Genomic DNA, 19561 nt, shown 5'->3' with positions numbered 1-19561 from the left:
CCGCAGGAAGCCCATGACTTCAGTCGTGGGAGGAATGCGGGCGACTTTTGCTGCATCCCTTTTTCTTCTTTATATTTTCTTCCCATCTTGACACCCCCTCTTACGCGTAGTATATTATCATCATGCACAGAGCAGAAACGGTTATCCTCAAACTTAACGCCCCGACATTGAGAAAGCGTATCTGGCTCAATGAGACAGACGAACTCTTCCGCCAGGGGTGCCAGCTGGGCCTCGACTTCGCTCTCGGCATGAAGACGAGCAGCCGTGCAAAGATCCACAACGCGGCCTATGCCGCTATCAAGGTCCTCGGCCTCCCGTCCGACTACTGCAGGATGGCGGTGAACCAGGCTGTCCAGTTGGCACGGTCTCACCACGGTATCAGGGCATCTAAAAGGAAGGCCGGCAAACCCGTACTGCTTAAGAGTCAGGGCATAGGCCTCGGGACACACGCCTACACCGTTAAGGACGGAGTCCTGCGCGTGTCTACCGGGAAGAGGGGCACATACATATGGCTTCCTTTGTGTGTACCTGCCAGATGGAGAGAAAAACTGCAATACATCAAAGGTGACGCCAGACTGTTCCAGCGCCAGGGGGAGTGGTACGTTATGTTCCCCCTTCGCATTCCCCACACGCCTGCCGTTAGTAACGGTGACCCTACGGTCCTGGGCGTTGATCTCGGAGTGGTGCGTATTGCGACGCTGGCAACACCGAAAGGGATTAAAGTATGGAGTGGGAAGCAGATCCGTACCAGGAGAGAACACTTTTCTGACCTGCGTGGCAGGTACCAGGCACACCGGCGCAATGACAGGGTTAAAGCGTCGAAGGGCAGAGAGAGACGCTGGATGCAGGATGTGAACCACAAACTCAGCAAAGAACTTGTAGACATCGCCGCCGGGTACCCGAACCCCGTGCTCGCATTCGAGCAACTTGACGGGATCCGTGACAGGGTCCGAGGTTCCAAGCGCTTTAACAGGATGATGTCCTCCTGGACGTTCAGGGATCTCCTCGACAAGGTGACCTACAAGGCGGCGAACGCAGGGGTGGGGCTTGTCCTTGTCGATCCCAGGCGCACGAGCAGAACCTGTCCACGGTGCGGCCACGCCACGCGCTCCAACAGACCCACACAGGCAGACTTCCGATGTGTCTCCTGTGGCTACCGCGGTAATGCCGATGCGGTAGCAAGCATCAACATCGCTGCTGCGGCGGTTAATCTGCTGCAGCAAGGGGCGCTTGACACGCCCCGGCCCGGGAATATGGGCCGGACCGCTTCTGTTGCGAAGCGGCCTGATGGAGCAAAGGTATGAGCGGTGCAAACTGTTCATATAGACTCCAACCTCGTAAGTTCCTTTCAGGAATCCCACGACTGAAGTCGTGGGAGGATGTCAAGAGGATGGTCCGCAGGAAGAGTGTAACGTGCACCCGGGACAGCGGCGAAGAAAAGGCCGGGACTTTTGCGGCCTCATTGGTGTCGTTATGTCCCGGCCTTAGTGGAATGGTGCGACTACAGGGGTTTGTTGAAAAAGATTTTATATGAGAAACGCAGATGGCGCTGATGTAATTTTACCATCATGCCAAATGGAGTGCTCAAACTGCAATTTTGCTAACCCTCTTCGCCTTTTGGACCTTCTCTTGAGTCCTTCGGGAGGCCGCGCGCTTTGACCTTTGCCTTCGGGGCGACGACAAGTTCCTTGAACCGGGTGTAAGCGGCCCTCCCAAGTTCGATCGCTTCGGGAAGGCCCGTCATTTTCAGCTCCGCCTTTCTGGCGTGAAGGGTCCAAAGCTCGACATGGTTCCGATTGATGATCGTGGAGCGGTCGAGAAGAACGAACATATCGCCGGGAAGACGTCTCTCCCAATCCCGCAGTGATGACCGCACCATGAAACGCTCGCCTTGAACATTGTAGACATTGGTGTAGTTTCTCTCGGAAAAAATAGCGACGATGTTGCTGACAGATACAAAGGAGGACTTCTTTCCCGTATTGAGGAAAACCTGGTCGGCGGCGGAAAAGATCTCTCCTGCCGGGTCAAAGGAAGGCAGACGGAACGCGGCCCTTCTGAGAGCATTCTTGAGACGCTCCGGATCAATGGGCTTCAAGAGATAATCCAGAGCGTTTACCTCGAACGCCCTTATGGCATACTGGTCATAGGCCGTCACGAAGATAACGGAAGGAGGGTCTTCGAGGCGTTCCAAGAGATCGAAGCCGGAACCTCCGGGCATCTGGATGTCAAGGAATACCAGGTTGGGATGCATATCAGCTATCATCCTTTCCGCTTCGTCCGCGCTTTTTGCATCGCCGACTATCCTGACATCCCGCTGGTCATTCAGGAGTTTTGTCAGGTTTTCCCGTGCAAGCCGTTCATCGTCCACGATGACGGCCCGGATCTCCTCAGAGTCTTTCCTCATTCTTCTTTCTCTCCTCTCCGCGGGATTTCCACGGTGACCATTACCCTGTCATTGTTTTCGCCGACCTTCAGCCGGCAGTGTTCACCGTAGGTAAGATTCAGCCTTGTGCGTATGTTTTCAAGCCCGATGCCTCCGTACCCTTTGTCGGCTTCGGCGTCTCGGAAGATCCATTTCCCCGTGTTTGCCACTTCGATCCTGACAAATTCCCCCGCCTCCATACACGTTACGTCAATCTTGAGGGGAATGGCAGATGTCTTCATCCCATGCTTGACGGCATTTTCAACGATGGGCTGGATTAGAAGCTCGGGTATCATGGCGTCCCCGATCTCCTCCGGCAGGGTGATCGAAATGACAAGATCCTCCTCAAATCGCACTTTCTCAAGATTGAGATAGCTTTCGATAATACTCACTTCCTGAACAAGGGAAACCATGCCCGATTCCCGTGAGGAAAGAGTGGAACGCAGGTACCGGGACAGCTGCCGGATGAGTTCCGCGATCCTGTCCGGGTCCGTCTTCGAAAGGGCATCCAGGGAATTAAGCACGTTGAAAAGAAAGTGGGGATTGATCTGGTACCTCAGCGTCTCCAACTGCGCCTCAACGAATCTTCGCTGCGCCTCCTCTGCCCGGCGGCGTTCTCCTTCTATCTCTTTCTTTTCCGTAATGTCATTCAACAACCCCTGGGCCCTGACGAGCCTGCCCTCTTCGTCATGGTCCGCGCTTGCATATATGGCACCTGTCCTCTGCGACCCGTCATGCCGCACAAAAACGATCTCGAGGTCCCTGACGCTGCCGGCCTTGTGCAGTTCCTCCAGAAGAAGGATGCTCCCATTGCCGGGACAATGATCTGCGATATTGGTCCCCAGAACCTGCGCCGGCAGATCATAACCGAACAGATGCGCAAAGGCTGGATTCACATTCAGCAGGAGACCCTCGGGACTTATGACAAATATCCCTTCCACCGCGTTCTCATAGATCCCTCTGTAGAGGCGCTCCGCCTCTTCGAGCGCCGAATGGCTCTCCTCAAGGCTCTGGGCCATCGCGTTCAAACCTTTCCCCAGGCGGGCGACCTCATCGGTGCCCTTGATCTCCATGCGCCGGTCAAGACAGCCCGCTTCGATCCCACGGGCCAGGTCCATGCACTGGCCAAGCCTCCTCAGCAACGGATGAGCAACGGCAAAAGCGCCCCCCCATATACCAAAGAGCATGCTGATCAGTGTGCCTGCCGTCACCCGGCCCATTGCATGGATGGGCCTCATGGCATCCTTCTGCGGTTTCTCGACGACGAAGAACCACTCGGGCTGAGGTGTCCTGCAGAACGCGGCCAATTGTGTCCCGCCAGACGAACGAAAGCGGAGAAAACCATGGGGGCGTGACAGCATGTCCTTCGGGATGGGAATATCCGGTTGTTCGTACGCCCCAGCCTCAATGGCACACCTCTTCATCATAAAGGGGGTACCGGAGCATATACGTTCCGACTACGGGTCCGAGTTCACTGCGAAGGCGGTAAGGAGATGGTTGGGAAGGCTCGGGGTAACAACGCTCTTCATAGAGCCGGGAAGCCCGTGGGAGAATGGCTACATCGAATCATTCAACGGGAAGTTACGGGATGAACTCTTAAACGGCGAGATCTTCGCCACTCTCCTTGAGGCCAAGGTGTTGATCGAGAACTGGAGAAGGAACTACAATACAATCAGACCACACAGCTCGCTTGGATATAAACCGCCAGTCCCAGAGGCGGTAATGCCCGGGAAGGGATATCTTATGGAAAGACTAACTCTGAAGGTAGTACAATGAGTGGGGGCAGGTCAGTCTCACTCTGCCTGGCTATCAATGCGGCGGTCCTCTCCAGTTCCGTCCTCGTCGCCGACCCAAGACGTTTTCTTGCGGACCTGTATGTCAGCAGAGAGGATAGAAAAACCCCCGACGAGGCCATCATCGAAAATACAAGAATGAGTTTTCTGCGAAAGGTCATGATCAAAATGTCGGGGAAATCGCGCCGCCGAAAACGACTGGGCCGCCATACGGCCTGCCATGATCGCCTCCAATCAGCGCCTGTCCAGTTTGTATTCGGCACCCCCCCGATCGGAAAAATACTCTCATGGACCATGGTCGATTGTCAAGAAAGAGTGCAATGGGTTATGGGTTATGGGTTATGCTGCCTGTGACCCATAGTCTGTCTTTTCCTTCAGATGTAGTTCTCGAGAAACAATGAAATGGCCTTCTCCACGCTGCCGGGTTCCTTTTCCTCCATTTCCCGGATGGACTTCTTGATGCGAAAACCGGTGAGCTCATCTCCCAGGTCATCGAGACTGCGGTAGACACCTGAGCGTCTTCCAAATCGGTATACGAGCCTTTGCTCGTAAGACAGGCCGAAATAACGGTCAATGGTCTCGAGAAATCTCTTCTTGTCCAGGGGGAGTCTTCCGTCGATCTCTTCCAGGAGGTTGAGTATGTGGTCGCTCTTTATATAGCTGTCGATACCTTCAAGACTCTCGATGAGAAGTCTCTCTTCCCTGAGGATGTCCTCTTCGTCGGGAAGAAGGAAATCGCCTGTTTCCAGTTTCTCATAGAGCGGCATGGTCCTGAGCACCTTCAGGGTGCGGAACCGTATATAATCGGGGTCGATATGATTGAGAACATCGGCGGTATCAAGGGCATGTTCCCTCCACCATTTCCTTCCGCCCATACCGAGCACCACATACTCGGAAAGCTCGATCCCGGCGTCCTTGACCTTCCTGCCGCAAAGTATGTGGTCATCCCTGGTCGTGCCCTTATTCATGTACTGCAAGAGCGGATCGTGACCGGATTCCAGACCCACGTGAAGTCTTGTCAGTCCCGCCTCTTTCATCTCTTTCAGGTTTTCCGCCGATATGCTCCTCGCTATGGTGCGGGACCGGGCGTAGGACGTCACACGGTCGATGCTGGGGAAGGTCCCCTTCAGGTACCTCAACGCATCAATGAAGACATCCGCCTTCATCACGGGAGAGTTCGCGTCCTGGATGAAGACGTTCTTACAGCCGAAATACATCCATACAGCCACGGACTTGTAGCTCTCATTGATGACGTGGCTGTCGAACACCTCCTCGACCAGTGAATCGGTTATTTTGCCGGAGAAACCCCTTTCCCGCGACAATTCCCGGATATCGTCATGGATGCTCTTAATGGTATCGATGTCCGACTTGATCTCATCCAGGGAACGCTTCTCGAAACGCTTTCCCTTGTAGACCTGACAAAAGAGACACTTGTTCCAGGGGCAGTTTCTGGTGAACCGGACAAGGAGACTGTATGCTTCGTTCGGTGGCCGTATGGGCCCTATTTCATATCTTAGTGATCTTTTCACTCATTCCTTGTCTACGTGAACGGCGAATGCCGGTGTAGACGCCTTTGACATGGCTTTCTTTCTCTTCGGGTTCTGGGCTGCTTTCTTCCTTTTTCTCTTTAATTCCGTCTTTTTGGAGAGAGATGGCATATGATCCTCCTTGCATTTTTGTCAACATACCATATAACCCCCAATGTTTTCAAGAACGTAAAAGACGAGTGATGGGGGATGGGAAATATTGTTCAACTTTGAACAATATTTCCCAGACCGGGAAAATCATGCTAGTATAATGGCATAGCGCGGTTTAGCACTGCAGGCCCGATATCCGGCATGATCGTCACCGTCTCGCTGCGCTGGTTGTCTCAGGATTTTCACCGATATGCCATGCCGGGCCTTGTCTCCATATATTCCCGGTTGCATTGCTCCGGGAAAGGGGTGCATAGAAAACATGAAAAACTCCCCCGATGAAATCCACCAATCTTCCGATGCCGCTGACCCGATGGAATCCGGAGGAGGCGTCACCGGCGCGCAGGCCGGCGGTCGCCGCGCAGCGGAAGACGAGGAACGACTCCGCCTCATAGCCGACTCCCTGCCCACTGCAATAGTATATATAGACAGAGATTTTCGATACCGCTTTGTCAACAAGACCTACGAATCGTGGTATGGCAGGACAGGCGACAACATTTGCGGGAAACGGGTCGAAGAGGTCATGGGCCCCCCGGAATGGTCTACAGTCCGGGGATACATCGAGAGGGCCCTCGAGGGAGAGACAGTGGTCTTTGAACAGGAGATCTCTGACAGGGCCGGTGCTCCCCGCCATGTCAGGAGCAAGATCATGCCTTACGCGGGACCGGGGTCACAGATAGAGGGTGTGTACGCGCTGATCTCCGACACCACGGAAGAAAAGCACATCGAGGCGGCCCTGCGAAGGAGCGACCACCGCTACCAGACGCTTTTTGAGAATATACCCGTGGGGATATGCATCAATACCCCCGACGGCAGGATAATATCCTACAATTCCGTGCTGCAGAGGATGACCGGGTATACCCGGGCCGAGATCTCCACCATGAGAACCCGGGATTTCTATGCCAACAGCCATGACAGGCAAATGCTGTTGAAGCACCTTAAGAACAAGGCGGCGCTGCGCAACTACCTTGTCGATCTTCGGCGCAAGAACCGCAAGATATTTCGAGCACTCGTCAGCATCGTGCCCCATTCCACAGCCGGTGAAAACACCATCCTGACGGTGGTGCAGGACGTCACGGAATACAAAAAGACCGAGGAGGCCCTCATCGAGTCGGAGCGGCGTCTGACGGATATCATCAACTTCCTTCCCGACGCCACCTTCGCCATTGACAAGGAAGGTCGGGTAATCGCCTGGAACAGGGCCATGGAGGAGTTCTCCGGTGTCAGGGCCATCGATATCCTGGGAAAGGGCAACCAGGAATACTCCCTGCCTTTTTACGGAAAGCGTCAACCTGTTCTCGCCGATTTCGTCCTCAAGCCCGACAGGGACGCCGAAAAACACTATTCTTTCATGACAAAGGAAATGGACCGTCTCGTCGCCGAGCCCCTGGAGCCCCTCATGCTGCGCGGCCGCCCTCTTTATATCTGGGCAAAGGCAAGCCCCATATACGACCTTGACGGCAACATAACCGGGGTCATACAGTCCGTCAGGGACGTCACCGCCCAGAGGGAGGCCGAGCAAAGACTGAGGGAGTCGGAGGAGCGCTACCGGACGGCCATTGAATGTTCCAGTGACGGCATCGCCATCGTAAGGGGCAACGTCCATCTATTCGTAAATAGACGCTTCTGCGACATCTTCGGGTTCGATTCACCGGACGAGGTCATCGGCCAGACACACGTCAGGACAATCGACCCCGAGGACCTCGAAAGGGTCCAGAACATAAACGAAAGACGGCAGCGGGGAGAAGAGGCCCCTGACAAATATGAGTTCAAGGGCAGAAGAAAAGACGGTTCCGTCATCTATATAGAGGTGTCGGCGACGGGCACGACATACCGCAACGAACCGGTGACACTGGCATATCTGCGGGATGTCACAGAGCGCAAGCTTGCATCCGACACCCTCAGAGACAGCGAAATGAGGTTTCACGCGATTTTTGATAATGCCAATGACGCCATATTTCTCCTCGATCAGGACACCTTTGTGGACTGCAACCGTAAGGCCCTTTCCATGTTCGCCTGCAACAAGGAAGAGATCGTCGGACAGCCGCCCTACCTGCTTTCTCCCCCCACCCAGCCTGATGGAAGCGATTCGAAAGAGAAGGCCCTCCGAACGATCGAAGCGGCTTTCAGGGGCACACCTCAATTCTTTCGCTGGCGGCACAGGAGGTTCGACGGGACCGACTTCGACACCGAGATCAGCCTCAACGCCCTCGAGCTCGCCGGAAAGATATATCTGCAGGCAATAGTGCGGGAAAAGGAAGAAGGGGACACTTTTTATTGAAATATACGTAATCATATGGTATTTTACAACTCGATCAAATTCGCACGTCTTTCAATTAACGTCGGGGTGCAGGGAACTGTCCGCCGTTAAAGTGCGAAAGACGGAAGACTAAAACCAGGAGGAACAATGTCGAATCTTACCATCAAGCAGTTGCTGGAAGCTGGCGTTCACTTCGGGCACCAGACAAAACGCTGGAACCCCAAGATGAAACCTTATATTTTCGGGGCTCGCAACGGCATCTACATTATCGACCTGCAGAAAACGCTCAAGATGTTCAAGGAAGCCTACAACTTCGTAAAGGAAGTGGCTTCCCGCAACGAGTATATCCTCTTCGTGGGCACGAAGAAACAGGCCCAGGAGTCCATCGCCGACGAATCCAGACGCTGCGGCGCCTTCTACGTCAATAACCGGTGGCTGGGCGGCACGATGACAAACTTCCAGACCATAGAAAAGAGCATCGACCGTCTCAAGAAATACGAGGAGTTGAAGGAAAGCGACATTTACAAGGTCCTCCCGAAAAAGGAGGCCATCGGTATCGAGCGCGAGATAGACAAACTCGAAAAGAACATCGGCGGCATCAAGGGGATGGACAGGCTTCCGGGAGCCATATATGTCGTCGACCCGAAAAAGGAATATATCGCCGTGAACGAAGCAAAGAAATTGGGCATCCCCACCGTAGGCATCGTCGACACGAACTGCGACCCCGATGACATCGACCTCGTCATTCCCGGCAATGACGATGCCATCCGCGCCATCAAGCTCATCACCTCACGCATAGCCGACGCCGTAATGGAAGGTAAGGCCCTTTACATCGAAGAGCTCCAGAGCAAGGATGAAGGATCGGCCGACGAACTCAAGCCGTTTGTCGACGAAAGCGTGTTGGAAGAGGAAAAATACGACGAGTACGAAGCTTAACCAGTTGAGGAGGACTTCCATGGATATTTCTGCTGATGCAGTAAAAAAATTGCGCGAAAAAACAGGCGTCGGCCTCATGGACTGCAAAGAGGCCTTGAAGCATTCTGATGGCGACATGGAAAAGGCCGTCGATTTCCTTCGGGAAAAAGGTCTTGCCAAACTTCAGAAAAGGATGGGAAGGATCGCATCCGAGGGCTCCGTGGCCTCTTACATACATACCGGCGGTAAAGTGGGCGCCATGGTCGAGATCAACTGCGAGACAGATTTTGTGGCCAAGACCGACCAGTTCCAGAACTTCGTCAAAGACGTGGCCATGCAGATAACGGCCTCCAGTCCCCTGTACGTTAAGCGCGAAGACATTCCCCAGGAACACATCGATAAGGAAAAGACCATCTACAAGAACCAGGCCCTCGAATCAGGAAAGCCGGAGAAGATCATCGACAAGATAGCCGAGGGAAAACTCGAGAAGTTCTACCAGGAAGTATGTCTCGTCGAACAGACATTCATCAAGAATCCCGACATCACCATCAAGGAACTCCTCGAGGAGCTTCTCGTAAAGACCGGGGAAAAGATAGTCATCAACCGTTTTGTCAGATTCCAGTTGGGCGAGACACTCCAGGATTGACATGAAATATAAGAGGATTCTCCTTAAACTCAGCGGCGAAGTCCTCATGGGCAGCGAGGGTCATGGCATAGATCATGCCACCGTCGCTGACATCGCCGGCCAGATAGGAGATGTTCGCAAGCTTGGTGTCGAGGTGGCAATAGTGCTCGGGGGCGGGAACATATACCGGGGGAAAAAGGGCGCGAAAGAAGGGATGGACCGGGTCACAGGGGACTACGTCGGCATGGTGGCAACCGTGATCAATGCCCTTGTGCTTGAGGACACCCTCAACAGGATGGGTACGCCCGCGGTGGTGCAGACCGCGCTCAACCTCGAGAAGATAGCCGAGCCCTATAACCATGCCCGGGCCAGGGGTTACCTCGACGAGGGCAAGATAGTCATCTTTGCCTGCGGGACCGGAAACCCTTATTTTACCACGGATACGGCCGCGGCGCTTCGCGCTGTCGAGACAAAGGCCGATATCGTCATGAAGGCCACGAAGGTGGATGGCGTATACGACAGGGACCCCGAGGTCCATGGCGACGCTGTCTTTTACCCTGAGATATCCTACAGCGAGGTCCTCACCAAAGACCTGCAGGTCATGGACCTCACCGCTATCACGCTTTGCAAGGAAAATGACATCCCCATCGCCGTATTCAGCATACGCGTCAGGGATAACCTGAAGAGAGTGGTTCTTGGCGAAAAAGTAGGGACCATCGTGAGGAGGTAGCCTTATGAGCAACGAAGTTATGACGGAACTTGAAGACAAGTTAAACAAATCACTTGCGGCACTGAAGAAAGACTTCTCGAAACTGCGCACCGGCGTCGCCTCGGTGTCCCTTCTGGAAGATATCAAAATAGACTACTACAAGCAGCCTACCCCCCTTAATCAGGTGGCAACCATCGGCGTTTCCGATTCGAGGACAATAACCATCCAGCCATGGGACAACGCCGTCATCGGGGAGATCGAAAAAGCAATCCAAAAATCCGACCTTGGCGTAAATCCCATGTCCGACGGCAAGACCATCAGGATCACCTTCCCGAAACTCACGGAAGAACGCCGGAAAGAGCTTACGAAACAGGGCGGCAAAATGCTCGAGGGCGCCCGGGTTGCCATGAGGAACGTCCGCAGGGACATAAACGAGAAATTGAAGAAAATGGAAAAGGACAAGGCCATCTCCCAGGATGACCTGAAGAAGAGGCAAGACGATGTCCAGAAGGTCACCGACAAGCACATAGAAATGGCAGAAAAGCTCTTTTCCGAGAAAGAAAAAGAGATTCTCTCCATCTGAGCGGCATTATCGATGAGAAAAACGGTTCCTGACAGACTGCCTACTCATGTCGCGATCATTATGGACGGGAACGGCAGGTGGGCAAAACAGCAGAAGCTCAAGAGGGTGGAGGGCCACAAGGTCGGCATTGACTCGGTCCGGGAGATCACCGAGACAGCCTGTGATCTCGGCATACCCTATCTCACGCTCTACGCCTTTTCCAAAGAGAACTGGTCCCGGCCCAGGGATGAGGTCAGGACGCTTATGTTCCTCCTTGGCCTCTATCTCGAAAACGAGCTTCCCATGATGATGGACAAGGGCATCCGCTTCAACATCATAGGGGAAAGGGGCGATTTTTCGAAGTCGCTGCAGACACAGTTCGACGACGTGATGAGGAAGACGGCACGCAACAGGAACCTTGTCCTGACCATCGCACTGAGCTACAGCGGCCGCAGGGAGATCATACGTTCCGTGCGCCTCCTCTGCGAGGACGTGAAGAAGGGCCTTGTGAAGAGAGTAGACGAAAGGGCGTTCAGGCGATATCTCTACAGCCCGGACATACCCGATCCCGACCTTCTTATCCGCACAAGCGGCGAGATGCGGCTCTCAAACTTTCTGCTCTGGCAGGTGGCCTATACCGAGATCTACGTGACCGATATCCTCTGGCCGGATTTTCGAAAACAGGCCTTTCTCGACGCTCTCGCTGAATTCGCGCAGCGTGACAGAAGGTTTGGAAACGTAAAGGAATTCTGATTGGGAGAACTGAAAAAACGGGTCCTCGCGGGCATCTGCATTGCCCCGGTAATCGCCTTTCTCTTCTATATCCTGCCCCCCGTCTGGCTTCTTGTCCTGCTCATGGCCATCTGTGTCGTTGCGGTTCTCGAGGCTGCGTCGCTTGGCGGTTATCACATGAGATACCTCATCGCGGTCCTCGTCATCGCCGGGACGGTCCCTCTTTTTTTGCGCTTCTTCCAGATATACATGCTCTGGGTGATGGCATCGGCATTCATCATCATCGCCGGCAACGCCTTCAACAGAAAGACTCCTGTTGAAGAAGCAAACCGCGACCTGACGGGGCAGACCGCCCTTGTTCTCTTCTGCAACTTTTTCATCCTTGTCCCATTCTTCTATCTCTACCTTCTGAAGGAGCTGGGCGAGATGCTCCCCCTCATTCTCCTCGTGTCGATATGGGCGAGCGACACCTTTGCCTATGCCATAGGAAAGAGATTCGGGAAACACCCCCTGGCGCCTCAGATCAGTCCGAAAAAAACCGTTGAGGGTCTTGCCGGCTCCGCCCTCGGCTCTTTGGTGGTCATTACCGCAAGTTATCACCTTCTCGGATTCAGCATTGCGGGAGCTCTCGTAGTCGGGGCGGCGACGGGCATACTGGGCCAGGCGGGCGACCTTTTCGAGTCGGCATGCAAGAGGGTGTTTAATATCAAGGATTCCTCACAGCTTATCCCCGGGCACGGCGGGCTGCTGGACCGTATAGACAGCTTCATCTTTACGGCGCCTTTCCTTTACACCTGCCTCGTATGGACGCGGTGATCCCATGAAGAAAAAGGTTCTCATACTGGGTTCAACAGGTTCCATCGGCACGGCAACGCTCGAGGTCATAGCCAACGACCCCGCATCCTTCGAGGTCTGCGGCCTTGCCTGCAGGAACAACATAAAACTCCTCAACGAACAGATAGCCCGTTTTAAGCCCCGCGCTGTCTGTGTCTTCGACGAGCACCAGAAGGGCGCGGTCACAGCTCCCGGCGCACACATCCATGCCGGTATCGAGGGCATGAAGGAGATGATCCGCTCTGATGTCGAAACCGTGGTCAACGCCCTTCCCGGCAGCATCGGGCTCGAACCGACCATAGAGGCCCTGCTCTGCGGGAAAACCCTGGCGCTCGCCAACAAGGAAAGCCTTGTCATGGCGGGAAGGATCATCAGGAGGATCCTCGCCGGGACGGCATCCCGCCTCATACCCGTCGACAGCGAGCATTCGGCGCTCTATCAGCTCCTCAAGGGCACGGAAGGGAAGGAGGTCAGGTCCGTCATCATCACCGCCTCGGGAGGCCCTTTCAGGAAGCATACGAAGAAGGCCCTCAAAAAGGTGGAGCTTTCCGAGGCCATGAACCATCCGACGTGGACGATGGGGCAAAAGATCACCCTCGATTCAGCAACCCTCATGAACAAGGGGCTCGAGATCATGGAGGCGCGATGGCTCTTCGATCTCGAACCTGACAGGATAAAGACCCTTGTCCATCCGGAAAGCATTGTCCACGGCATTGTCGAACTCTCTGATAATTCGCTCCTGGCATACATGGCGAGCCCCGATATGAAGATCCCCATTGCCTATGCCTTGAACGACGAAAGACGCCTTCCCTTGCCGTTCTCGCCTCTTGGCCTCGATAAGATCATGAGGCTCACCTTTCATCCTCCTGACCTGAAGCGGTTCCCCTCGATCCGGCTGGCATATGAAGCCCTCGCCGCGGGCGACAGCGCTTCGATCGCCTACAACATGTCCAACGAAGTGGCTGCACAGGCCTTTATCGAGGGACGGATAGGTTTCACCGACATACCGCGCGTCGTCGCCGAAACTCTGGCCGAACGTGCCGGTGAACCAATTGTCGACACCCTTGACGAGGTCCTTGCGACAGCATCGTGGACAAAGGACATCGCAATGACTAAAATACTCGCAATGACTAAAATAACTGATACGGGACGAAAAAAACTATGATCTCCTTTTTGTACTTTCTCATCGCCCTCGCACTGCTTATCCTGGTGCACGAATTTGGGCATTTTATGGTGGCGAGGATCTTCAATATCAAGGTCCTCACTTTTTCCATCGGCTTCGGAAAGAAATTGTTCCGCTTTAAGCGGGGGGAAACTGAATACGCGATCTCCGCCGTTCCTATGGGCGGTTACGTGAAGCTCCTCGGCGAATCGCCCGATGAGGAGATCAAAGAGGAAGAGGAGTCGCGCTCCTTTTCCCACAAACCCCCCTATGTCAGGATACTCGTCGCCATGGCAGGTCCTCTTTTCAATATTCTCCTTGCCCTTTTCGTCTTCTATTTTGTTTCCATCGCCGGCTATAACGTGCCCTCGGCGCGAGTCGGCAAAGTTGCCGAGAACACGCCGGCGCAGGCCGCCGGCATCAAGGCGGGCGACCTCATCGTAAAGATCGATGGCAAGGAAGTGCGCGAGTTCCTCGATGTGGCCTCGAGCATCGAGAAAGCACCGGGCGATACCGTTGAAGTGACCCTTGACCGGGCCGGCACGCCTGTGATCTTGACCATCAAACCCATGGTCATCGAGGAGAAGGATATCTTCGGGGATCCATACAAGCGCAAGATACTCGGCATAGAGAGGTCCGACGAGGTCGTTAAAAGGAGTCAGTCGCCCGGCGCGGCCGTGGGGCTTTCTCTTTACATGACATGGGAATACTCCCGGATAACCGTTGTGGGAATAGCGAAGATCATTCAGGGAAGCATTTCACCCAAGAACATAGGCGGACCGGTCCTTATCTTCCAGGAAGCCAGCAAGAGGGCGAAAAAGGGCATCGGCGATTTCGTCTTCTTCTTCGCACTCATAAGCATCAACCTGGGCATCATCAATCTCCTGCCCATCCCCGTCCTGGACGGCGGGCATATCTTATTCAACGCCGTCGAGATCGTCATCCGCAGGAAGATCTCACGGAGGGTGCAGGAGGTCGCTCAAACGGTTGGACTCGTCGTCCTGCTCCTCATAATGGTCTTTGCCTTTTATAACGACTTTGACAGGATCTTCGATTTCGGCAAGTACTTTCATGGCAGATAGATTCAGACTTGCCGTCGATAACTCCATCGATTGCCTGAACCTCGCCCTGGCGGGGGAAGAAGGTCTCGTCGACGAGCGCAGTATCAAGGAATCGCGCTCTCCATCCCAGATACTGCCGGAGAACGCCCGGGCCATCCTTGAAACCCACGGCCTCACCATGAAAGACCTCGCAGGCCTCGTTGTCACACTTGGACCGGGCTCCTTCACGGGAATCCGGGTGGCCCTTTCATTCTGCAAGGGCATACATGCCGCGACAGGGGTACCTCTCATGGGGGTTCCGACCCTCGATGCCCTCGCCCTCGCCCTGGCGGGCCGGGAGGGTTCATACCTGTGCCCTCTCGTGGACGCAAAGAAGTCGGAGGTCTTTCTGTCCCTCTATCGCGTATCCGAGGGCAGGATATCGCGCCTGACAGGGTACGCAGCCATGAAGCCCGCCGACGTCCCCGGGATCATCCAGACTCCCTGTATCTGTTTCGGCACGGGTTCACGGCTGTGCGAGAAACACCTGTCAGCGATCGAAGGTGTTTCCATCATCCACGATAAATTCGATCAGGTCCGGGGGGAAGCCCTTCTCAATGAAAGACTCTCCATGGTACACCCCGCCGTTTCCGGCTGCCTTAGACCCATTTACGGGCGACGTTCCGAGGCGGAGATCAGGTTCAACGTAACCATCGATTAAAAGAGTAAAAAAAGAGCCCGAATTAGTGTATAATATGTACCGGTTTATCCGGTAGTTCGGGGTTGACCGAACCTTTTTAAGCTACATAAGCTGGATCCGCGTGATCTTCCAGGGAGGAAACGTTGAAGAGTATCGCCGAGATAAATGAAAGGATAAAGAAAGGCAAGGTTGTAGTGGTAACTGCCGATGAAATGGTGGAGATAGTGAAGAAGAACGGGACGAAGAAGGCCGCGCAGCAGGTCGACGTCGTCACGACAGGCACCTTCGGCCCCATGTGCTCAAGCGGCATGTTCATGAACCTCGGCCATTCCAAACCCAGGATCAAGATCGGTGGCGGCAGGTGCTATCTCAACGACGTCCCGGCATATTGCGGGATAGCCGCCGTCGATATCTATCTCGGCGCCACCTCCATGCCTGATAACGACCCCAGAAACACCGTTTATCCCGGCGCCTTCAAATACGGCGGAGGGCACGTCATAGAAGATTTCGTGAGCGGCAAGGCCATCAGGCTTGACGCCAGCGCTTACGGCACCGACTGCTATCCGAGGAAAAAGATAGAGACCTATATCAACAAGGAAACCGTCAACGAGGCCTACATTTACAGCCCCAGGAACAGTTACCAGAACTACAACGTGGGCGTCAACGTCTCGAACAGGGTCATCCACACCTACATGGGGGTCATCAAACCGAATCTGGGGAGTGCCAATTACTCCAGCGCCGGCCAGTTGTCACCTCTTCTCAAGGACCCCAAGTACAGGACGATCGGAATAGGCACCAGGATCTTTCTCGGTGGCGGCGTCGGGTACGTGGCATGGAACGGCACGCAGCACAACCCCTGTGCCCCCAGGACCCCGGAAGGATTACCAAAAGGGGGTGCCGGCACCCTTGCCGTCATTGGCGATGCGAAGCAAATGTCGGGCAATTATCTCAGGGGCGCAAGCTTTCTCGGCTATGGGCCCACGATGTTCGTGGGGTTGGGAATACCCATACCCGTCATCGATGAGGAGATGGCCTTTTTCACCTCCCGGAGCGATGAGGATTTCTATGCCCAGGTCGTGGACTACTCCTCGGACTATCCCCAGCGTGTTCCGGGAAGCCTCTGTGAGGTCACATATGCCCAGTTGAAGTCCGGGAGAATAACCGTCAAGGGAAAGGATGTGCCCACCTTCCCCATATCAAGCTATTCAAAAGCCCATGAGATAGCCTCCACCCTGAAGACATGGGTGGAAACGGGCAGTTTCCTGCTCACCAATCCTGTGGAGCCCTTGCCGGGCGTCGACTCGGGCATTAGCCTGGTCACGCTCGACGAACGGACACCGGAGGAGATGCAATAGGCCATCCCCCAGGGATTTCCGTGGACGTCACATCATGAAGAAACGCGCCATATCACTGATATCCGGCGGCCTTGACAGCGCCGTCGCAACAAAGCTCATCATGGAGCAGGGCATCGAGGTGATCGGTCTCCACTTCAGTTCCATATTCGCGAGCAAACGGGACAGGCTGCGGGGCCACAAGGCATTGCGTACAGCCGATGAACTCGGCATCAGGATCATCACAAAGACAAAGGGGGAGGATTATATCGAGATCATCAAGAACCCCCGTTACGGATACGGAAAGAACATGAACCCCTGCATCGACTGCAGGATCTATATGCTGAACCTGACGAGAGAACTTCTCCCTGAACTGGACGCATCCTTTGTTGTCACCGGGGAGGTACTGGGCCAGCGGCCGATGTCCCAGCGCCGCAATACCATAGAGCTTATCGAGAAACGAAGCGGACTGACAGGTCTTATCGTGAGGCCTCTTTCTGCCAGGCTCTTCCCGCCAAGCATCCCCGAACAAGAAGGTATTCTTGACAGGGAGAAGCTCCTTGATATTTCCGGCAGGTCCCGACACATGCAGTACGAACTCGTCGAGACCTACAAGCTCACAGAGTTCGACATGCCCGGAGGGGGATGCCTGCTTACCGATCCCATCTTCTCGAGAAAACTCAAGGACCTCATGGCGACGGACAAGGCCTACACGACGCAGGACATTGAGCTTTTGACCATAGGCAGGCACTTCAGACTGTCCCCCTCGGCGAAGTTCGTCGTCGCCCGGAACGAACGGGAGAACGAACAGTTGGGCGTGATGAGGGAGAGCTCATACACCACCGTGGATCCCGTCGATTTCAAGGGGCCCCGGGGAATCCTCAAGGCCGAAGAACCCTCCGAGGAGGTGCTTCTCATGTCGGCCCGGATCATTGCCCGCTATGGCAAGGACGTGCCGCGGACAGCAAAGGTGGAGATCGACAACGGCACGATCAGGATCTTTTCCTTTCACCCGGAAGCAATTGACAGCGACGCCATGCTGATACAGCAGGAGATGCCATGAAATTCCTTGACAACATATATGTTTACCCCTGGACCTCATACGAGGCGAACAACTGCAACACCGTCTTCATCGACGGACCGGTGCCGACGCTCATCGATCCCGGACACAAGAACTTTCTGGGTAATGTCATGAACGGCATGGCCCAGGACGGCAAGAACATCGAGCTTGTAAAGCTCGTTATAGGCACTCACGGTCATCCCGACCATATGGAAGCTGTCGATGCCTTCGACGGCGAGACCATGAGGGCGATAGGCCGGGTGGAGTTCGATCATCTTAATGATACCGGCAGAGACCTCTATCTCATGACAGGCTGCGAAATGCCGAAGAAACCCTATTCCTTCTATCTCAACGAGGGTGAATTCGCCATCGGCGACGTTATCTTCCAGGTGATCCTCACCCCCGGTCACTCTCCGGGATCGTTGTGCTTCTACTGGAAGGAAAAGAAGCTCCTCATATCGGGGGATACCCTTTTTTACATGGGCGTGGGAAGGACGGATCTGCCCGGCGGGAACACGGAGGCACTCAGCCGCAGTATCGCGAGGCTCGCCACTTTAGACATTGAATACCTCATCCCGGGCCATGGAGAAGTGGTCAGTGGACGGGATATGGTCGAAAAGAACTTTAAAGTGATAATGAATGAATTCTTTTGAACCGGGTCCAAGATTGTCATTGACAATTCCACCCGTAAGTATATATTTGAAGTGTCAGTTTCATAGGAGGCAACAGTGAGATTTCCCGACGAATACTTGTGCAAATTGTGCGGATACTCTTTTCTCGATGGCGAAGTGCCCGAATTGTTCTGCCCCAATTGCGGGAGCAGTCAGGTTATCAAGGAACTCAGCTATGATGAATTCCTTGACGATGAAGATGCATTCATCACGATGCTGCGGTACGATGAATACAAGAACAAGGGAGCTTAGAACAGCAAGACAGTTCAAGGCCGCAGTAGAGGCATCCGGCCTGAGCAGAAATAATTATTGACATTTTCCGGGTTTGGGTGTTTCATATTACCCGGATGCCGCTTGGATCCTGACCTGGACCGAGACGGAAGGCGCGAAGCAACGGTAACCTTCTGACGCGAGTTCAGAAGGTTTTTTGTTTATAGAGGATCATGATGAACAAGATAACCGTACCAGCGCTCAAAGGCATGAAGGGCCAGCGCAAGATAACCATGCTCACTGCCTACGATCATCCGACAGCCCGAATCCTTGACAACGCGGGCGTGGACACCATCCTTGTAGGCGACTCCGTTGGTCCCGTCGTTCTGGGTTATACCAACACCATCCCCGTTACCATTGATGAAATGATCCACCACACCCGGGCGGTCGTACGAGGTATCAAGCGGGCCCTGCCCATAATCGATATGCCTTTCATGTCCTACCAGGAAAGCATCGAGCAGGCAAAACGCAATGCCGGCAGGATGTTGAAGGAGAGCGGCGCCGAAGCGGTGAAGCTCGAAGGCGGCGTCACCATGCACGACACCATACGGGCCATTGTTGATGTAGATATCCCCGTTGTCGCCCATATCGGCCTCACCCCGCAGTCCATCCATCGCATGGGGGGATACAAGGTGCAGGGCAAGGGTAAGGACGTCGAAAAGCTCATCGACGACGCCAGGGCCGTGGAAGCGGCAGGCGCGTTCATGGTGGTCCTTGAGTGCGTTCCCAGACAGCTGGCCAAAGAGATCACCGAAATGCTGACGATTCCCACCATAGGTAT

21 protein-coding genes and 1 pseudogene are annotated in these 19561 nt (G+C 54.5%); 18 read left to right on the top strand and 4 right to left on the bottom strand.

Features of this window, described 5'->3' with window-relative positions:
• Positions 1 to 122 precede the first annotated feature (122 nt).
• Positions 123 to 1304 carry a transposase gene (locus tag PHC90_05595; protein MDD3845818.1) on the top strand — a complete coding sequence of 394 codons (1182 nt, stop codon included), beginning with the start codon at positions 123 to 125 and terminating at the stop codon, positions 1302 to 1304.
• Between the two features lie 296 nt (positions 1305 to 1600).
• Here PHC90_05595 and PHC90_05590 read toward each other — a convergent pair whose 3' ends face one another.
• Both PHC90_05590 and PHC90_05585 read right to left on the bottom strand, forming a co-directional pair.
• On the bottom strand, positions 1601 to 2404 hold the full coding sequence (locus PHC90_05590; protein MDD3845817.1) for a response regulator transcription factor: 804 nt from the start codon (positions 2402 to 2404) through the stop codon (positions 1601 to 1603).
• Positions 2401 to 3729, bottom strand: a complete 1329-nt coding sequence (locus PHC90_05585) for a histidine kinase (protein ID MDD3845816.1) — start codon at positions 3727 to 3729, stop codon at positions 2401 to 2403. The genes PHC90_05590 and PHC90_05585 overlap by 4 nt, the downstream gene beginning before the upstream one ends.
• A gap of 100 nt (positions 3730 to 3829) precedes the next feature.
• Here PHC90_05585 and PHC90_05580 point away from each other — a divergent pair.
• Both PHC90_05580 and PHC90_05575 read left to right on the top strand, forming a co-directional pair.
• A pseudogene (locus tag PHC90_05580) lies at positions 3830 to 4198 on the top strand (integrase core domain-containing protein).
• Complete coding sequence (locus PHC90_05575) at positions 4195 to 4569, top strand: hypothetical protein (GenBank protein ID MDD3845815.1); 375 nt, start codon at positions 4195 to 4197, stop codon at positions 4567 to 4569. The pseudogene PHC90_05580 and the gene PHC90_05575 overlap by 4 nt, the downstream one beginning before the upstream one ends.
• 20 nt (positions 4570 to 4589) lie before the next feature.
• Here the strand turns inward: PHC90_05575 and PHC90_05570 are convergent, their stop codons facing one another.
• Both PHC90_05570 and PHC90_05565 read right to left on the bottom strand, forming a co-directional pair.
• Positions 4590 to 5744 carry a radical SAM protein gene (locus PHC90_05570; GenBank protein ID MDD3845814.1) on the bottom strand — a complete coding sequence of 385 codons (1155 nt, stop codon included), beginning with the start codon at positions 5742 to 5744 and terminating at the stop codon, positions 4590 to 4592.
• Positions 5745 to 5873 carry a hypothetical protein gene (locus PHC90_05565; GenBank protein MDD3845813.1) on the bottom strand — a complete coding sequence of 43 codons (129 nt, stop codon included), beginning with the start codon at positions 5871 to 5873 and terminating at the stop codon, positions 5745 to 5747.
• A gap of 298 nt (positions 5874 to 6171) precedes the next feature.
• Between PHC90_05565 and PHC90_05560 the strand changes: the two genes are divergently transcribed.
• The 15 genes from PHC90_05560 to panB all read left to right on the top strand — a co-directional run.
• Complete coding sequence (locus tag PHC90_05560) at positions 6172 to 8190, top strand: PAS domain S-box protein (protein ID MDD3845812.1); 2019 nt, start codon at positions 6172 to 6174, stop codon at positions 8188 to 8190.
• 126 nt (positions 8191 to 8316) lie between these two features.
• Entirely contained in the window at positions 8317 to 9105 is a 789-nt protein-coding gene (gene rpsB / locus PHC90_05555) for a 30S ribosomal protein S2 (protein MDD3845811.1), read from the top strand.
• A gap of 19 nt (positions 9106 to 9124) precedes the next feature.
• Positions 9125 to 9730: a translation elongation factor Ts gene (tsf, locus tag PHC90_05550; protein MDD3845810.1), complete on the top strand. Its 606-nt coding sequence runs from the start codon at positions 9125 to 9127 to the stop codon at positions 9728 to 9730.
• Between the two features lies 1 nt (position 9731).
• Positions 9732 to 10439 (top strand): UMP kinase, encoded by a 708-nt coding sequence (gene pyrH / locus PHC90_05545; protein ID MDD3845809.1) that lies wholly within the window; start codon positions 9732 to 9734, stop codon positions 10437 to 10439.
• A gap of 4 nt (positions 10440 to 10443) precedes the next feature.
• The gene (gene frr / locus PHC90_05540; GenBank protein ID MDD3845808.1) at positions 10444 to 11001 is read left to right on the top strand and encodes a ribosome recycling factor; all 558 of its coding nucleotides are present in this window, start codon (positions 10444 to 10446) and stop codon (positions 10999 to 11001) included.
• A gap of 12 nt (positions 11002 to 11013) precedes the next feature.
• The gene (locus tag PHC90_05535) at positions 11014 to 11733 is read left to right on the top strand and encodes an isoprenyl transferase (GenBank protein MDD3845807.1); all 720 of its coding nucleotides are present in this window, start codon (positions 11014 to 11016) and stop codon (positions 11731 to 11733) included.
• On the top strand, positions 11734 to 12528 hold the full coding sequence (locus PHC90_05530; GenBank protein MDD3845806.1) for a phosphatidate cytidylyltransferase: 795 nt from the start codon (positions 11734 to 11736) through the stop codon (positions 12526 to 12528). It begins immediately after the preceding gene.
• 4 nt (positions 12529 to 12532) lie between these two features.
• Complete coding sequence (dxr, locus tag PHC90_05525; GenBank protein ID MDD3845805.1) at positions 12533 to 13711, top strand: 1-deoxy-D-xylulose-5-phosphate reductoisomerase; 1179 nt, start codon at positions 12533 to 12535, stop codon at positions 13709 to 13711.
• Positions 13708 to 14790: an RIP metalloprotease RseP gene (gene rseP, locus PHC90_05520; protein MDD3845804.1), complete on the top strand. Its 1083-nt coding sequence runs from the start codon at positions 13708 to 13710 to the stop codon at positions 14788 to 14790. Before dxr ends, rseP begins: the two co-directional genes overlap by 4 nt.
• Positions 14780 to 15469 carry a tRNA (adenosine(37)-N6)-threonylcarbamoyltransferase complex dimerization subunit type 1 TsaB gene (gene tsaB, locus PHC90_05515; GenBank protein MDD3845803.1) on the top strand — a complete coding sequence of 230 codons (690 nt, stop codon included), beginning with the start codon at positions 14780 to 14782 and terminating at the stop codon, positions 15467 to 15469. The genes rseP and tsaB overlap by 11 nt, the downstream gene beginning before the upstream one ends.
• A gap of 122 nt (positions 15470 to 15591) precedes the next feature.
• Positions 15592 to 16803 carry a homocysteine biosynthesis protein gene (locus PHC90_05510; GenBank protein MDD3845802.1) on the top strand — a complete coding sequence of 404 codons (1212 nt, stop codon included), beginning with the start codon at positions 15592 to 15594 and terminating at the stop codon, positions 16801 to 16803.
• A gap of 34 nt (positions 16804 to 16837) precedes the next feature.
• Positions 16838 to 17842, top strand: coding sequence for a hypothetical protein (locus PHC90_05505; protein ID MDD3845801.1), 1005 nt, complete (start codon positions 16838 to 16840; stop codon positions 17840 to 17842).
• Positions 17839 to 18492 (top strand): MBL fold metallo-hydrolase, encoded by a 654-nt coding sequence (locus tag PHC90_05500; protein MDD3845800.1) that lies wholly within the window; start codon positions 17839 to 17841, stop codon positions 18490 to 18492. Before PHC90_05505 ends, PHC90_05500 begins: the two co-directional genes overlap by 4 nt.
• Before the next feature lie 75 nt (positions 18493 to 18567).
• Complete coding sequence (locus PHC90_05495; protein ID MDD3845799.1) at positions 18568 to 18762, top strand: hypothetical protein; 195 nt, start codon at positions 18568 to 18570, stop codon at positions 18760 to 18762.
• 194 nt (positions 18763 to 18956) lie between these two features.
• Positions 18957 to 19561 (top strand): 3-methyl-2-oxobutanoate hydroxymethyltransferase (panB, locus tag PHC90_05490; protein MDD3845798.1); only part of this gene is annotated, 605 nt, incomplete at its 3' end.

The sequence above is a fragment of the Syntrophorhabdaceae bacterium genome (genome assembly GCA_028698615.1).
Lineage (GTDB): Bacteria > Desulfobacterota > Syntrophorhabdia > Syntrophorhabdales > Syntrophorhabdaceae > Delta-02.
The sequence above is the reverse complement of the archived record's forward strand: the minus strand, read 5'-3'. Positions and strand labels throughout refer to the sequence as shown.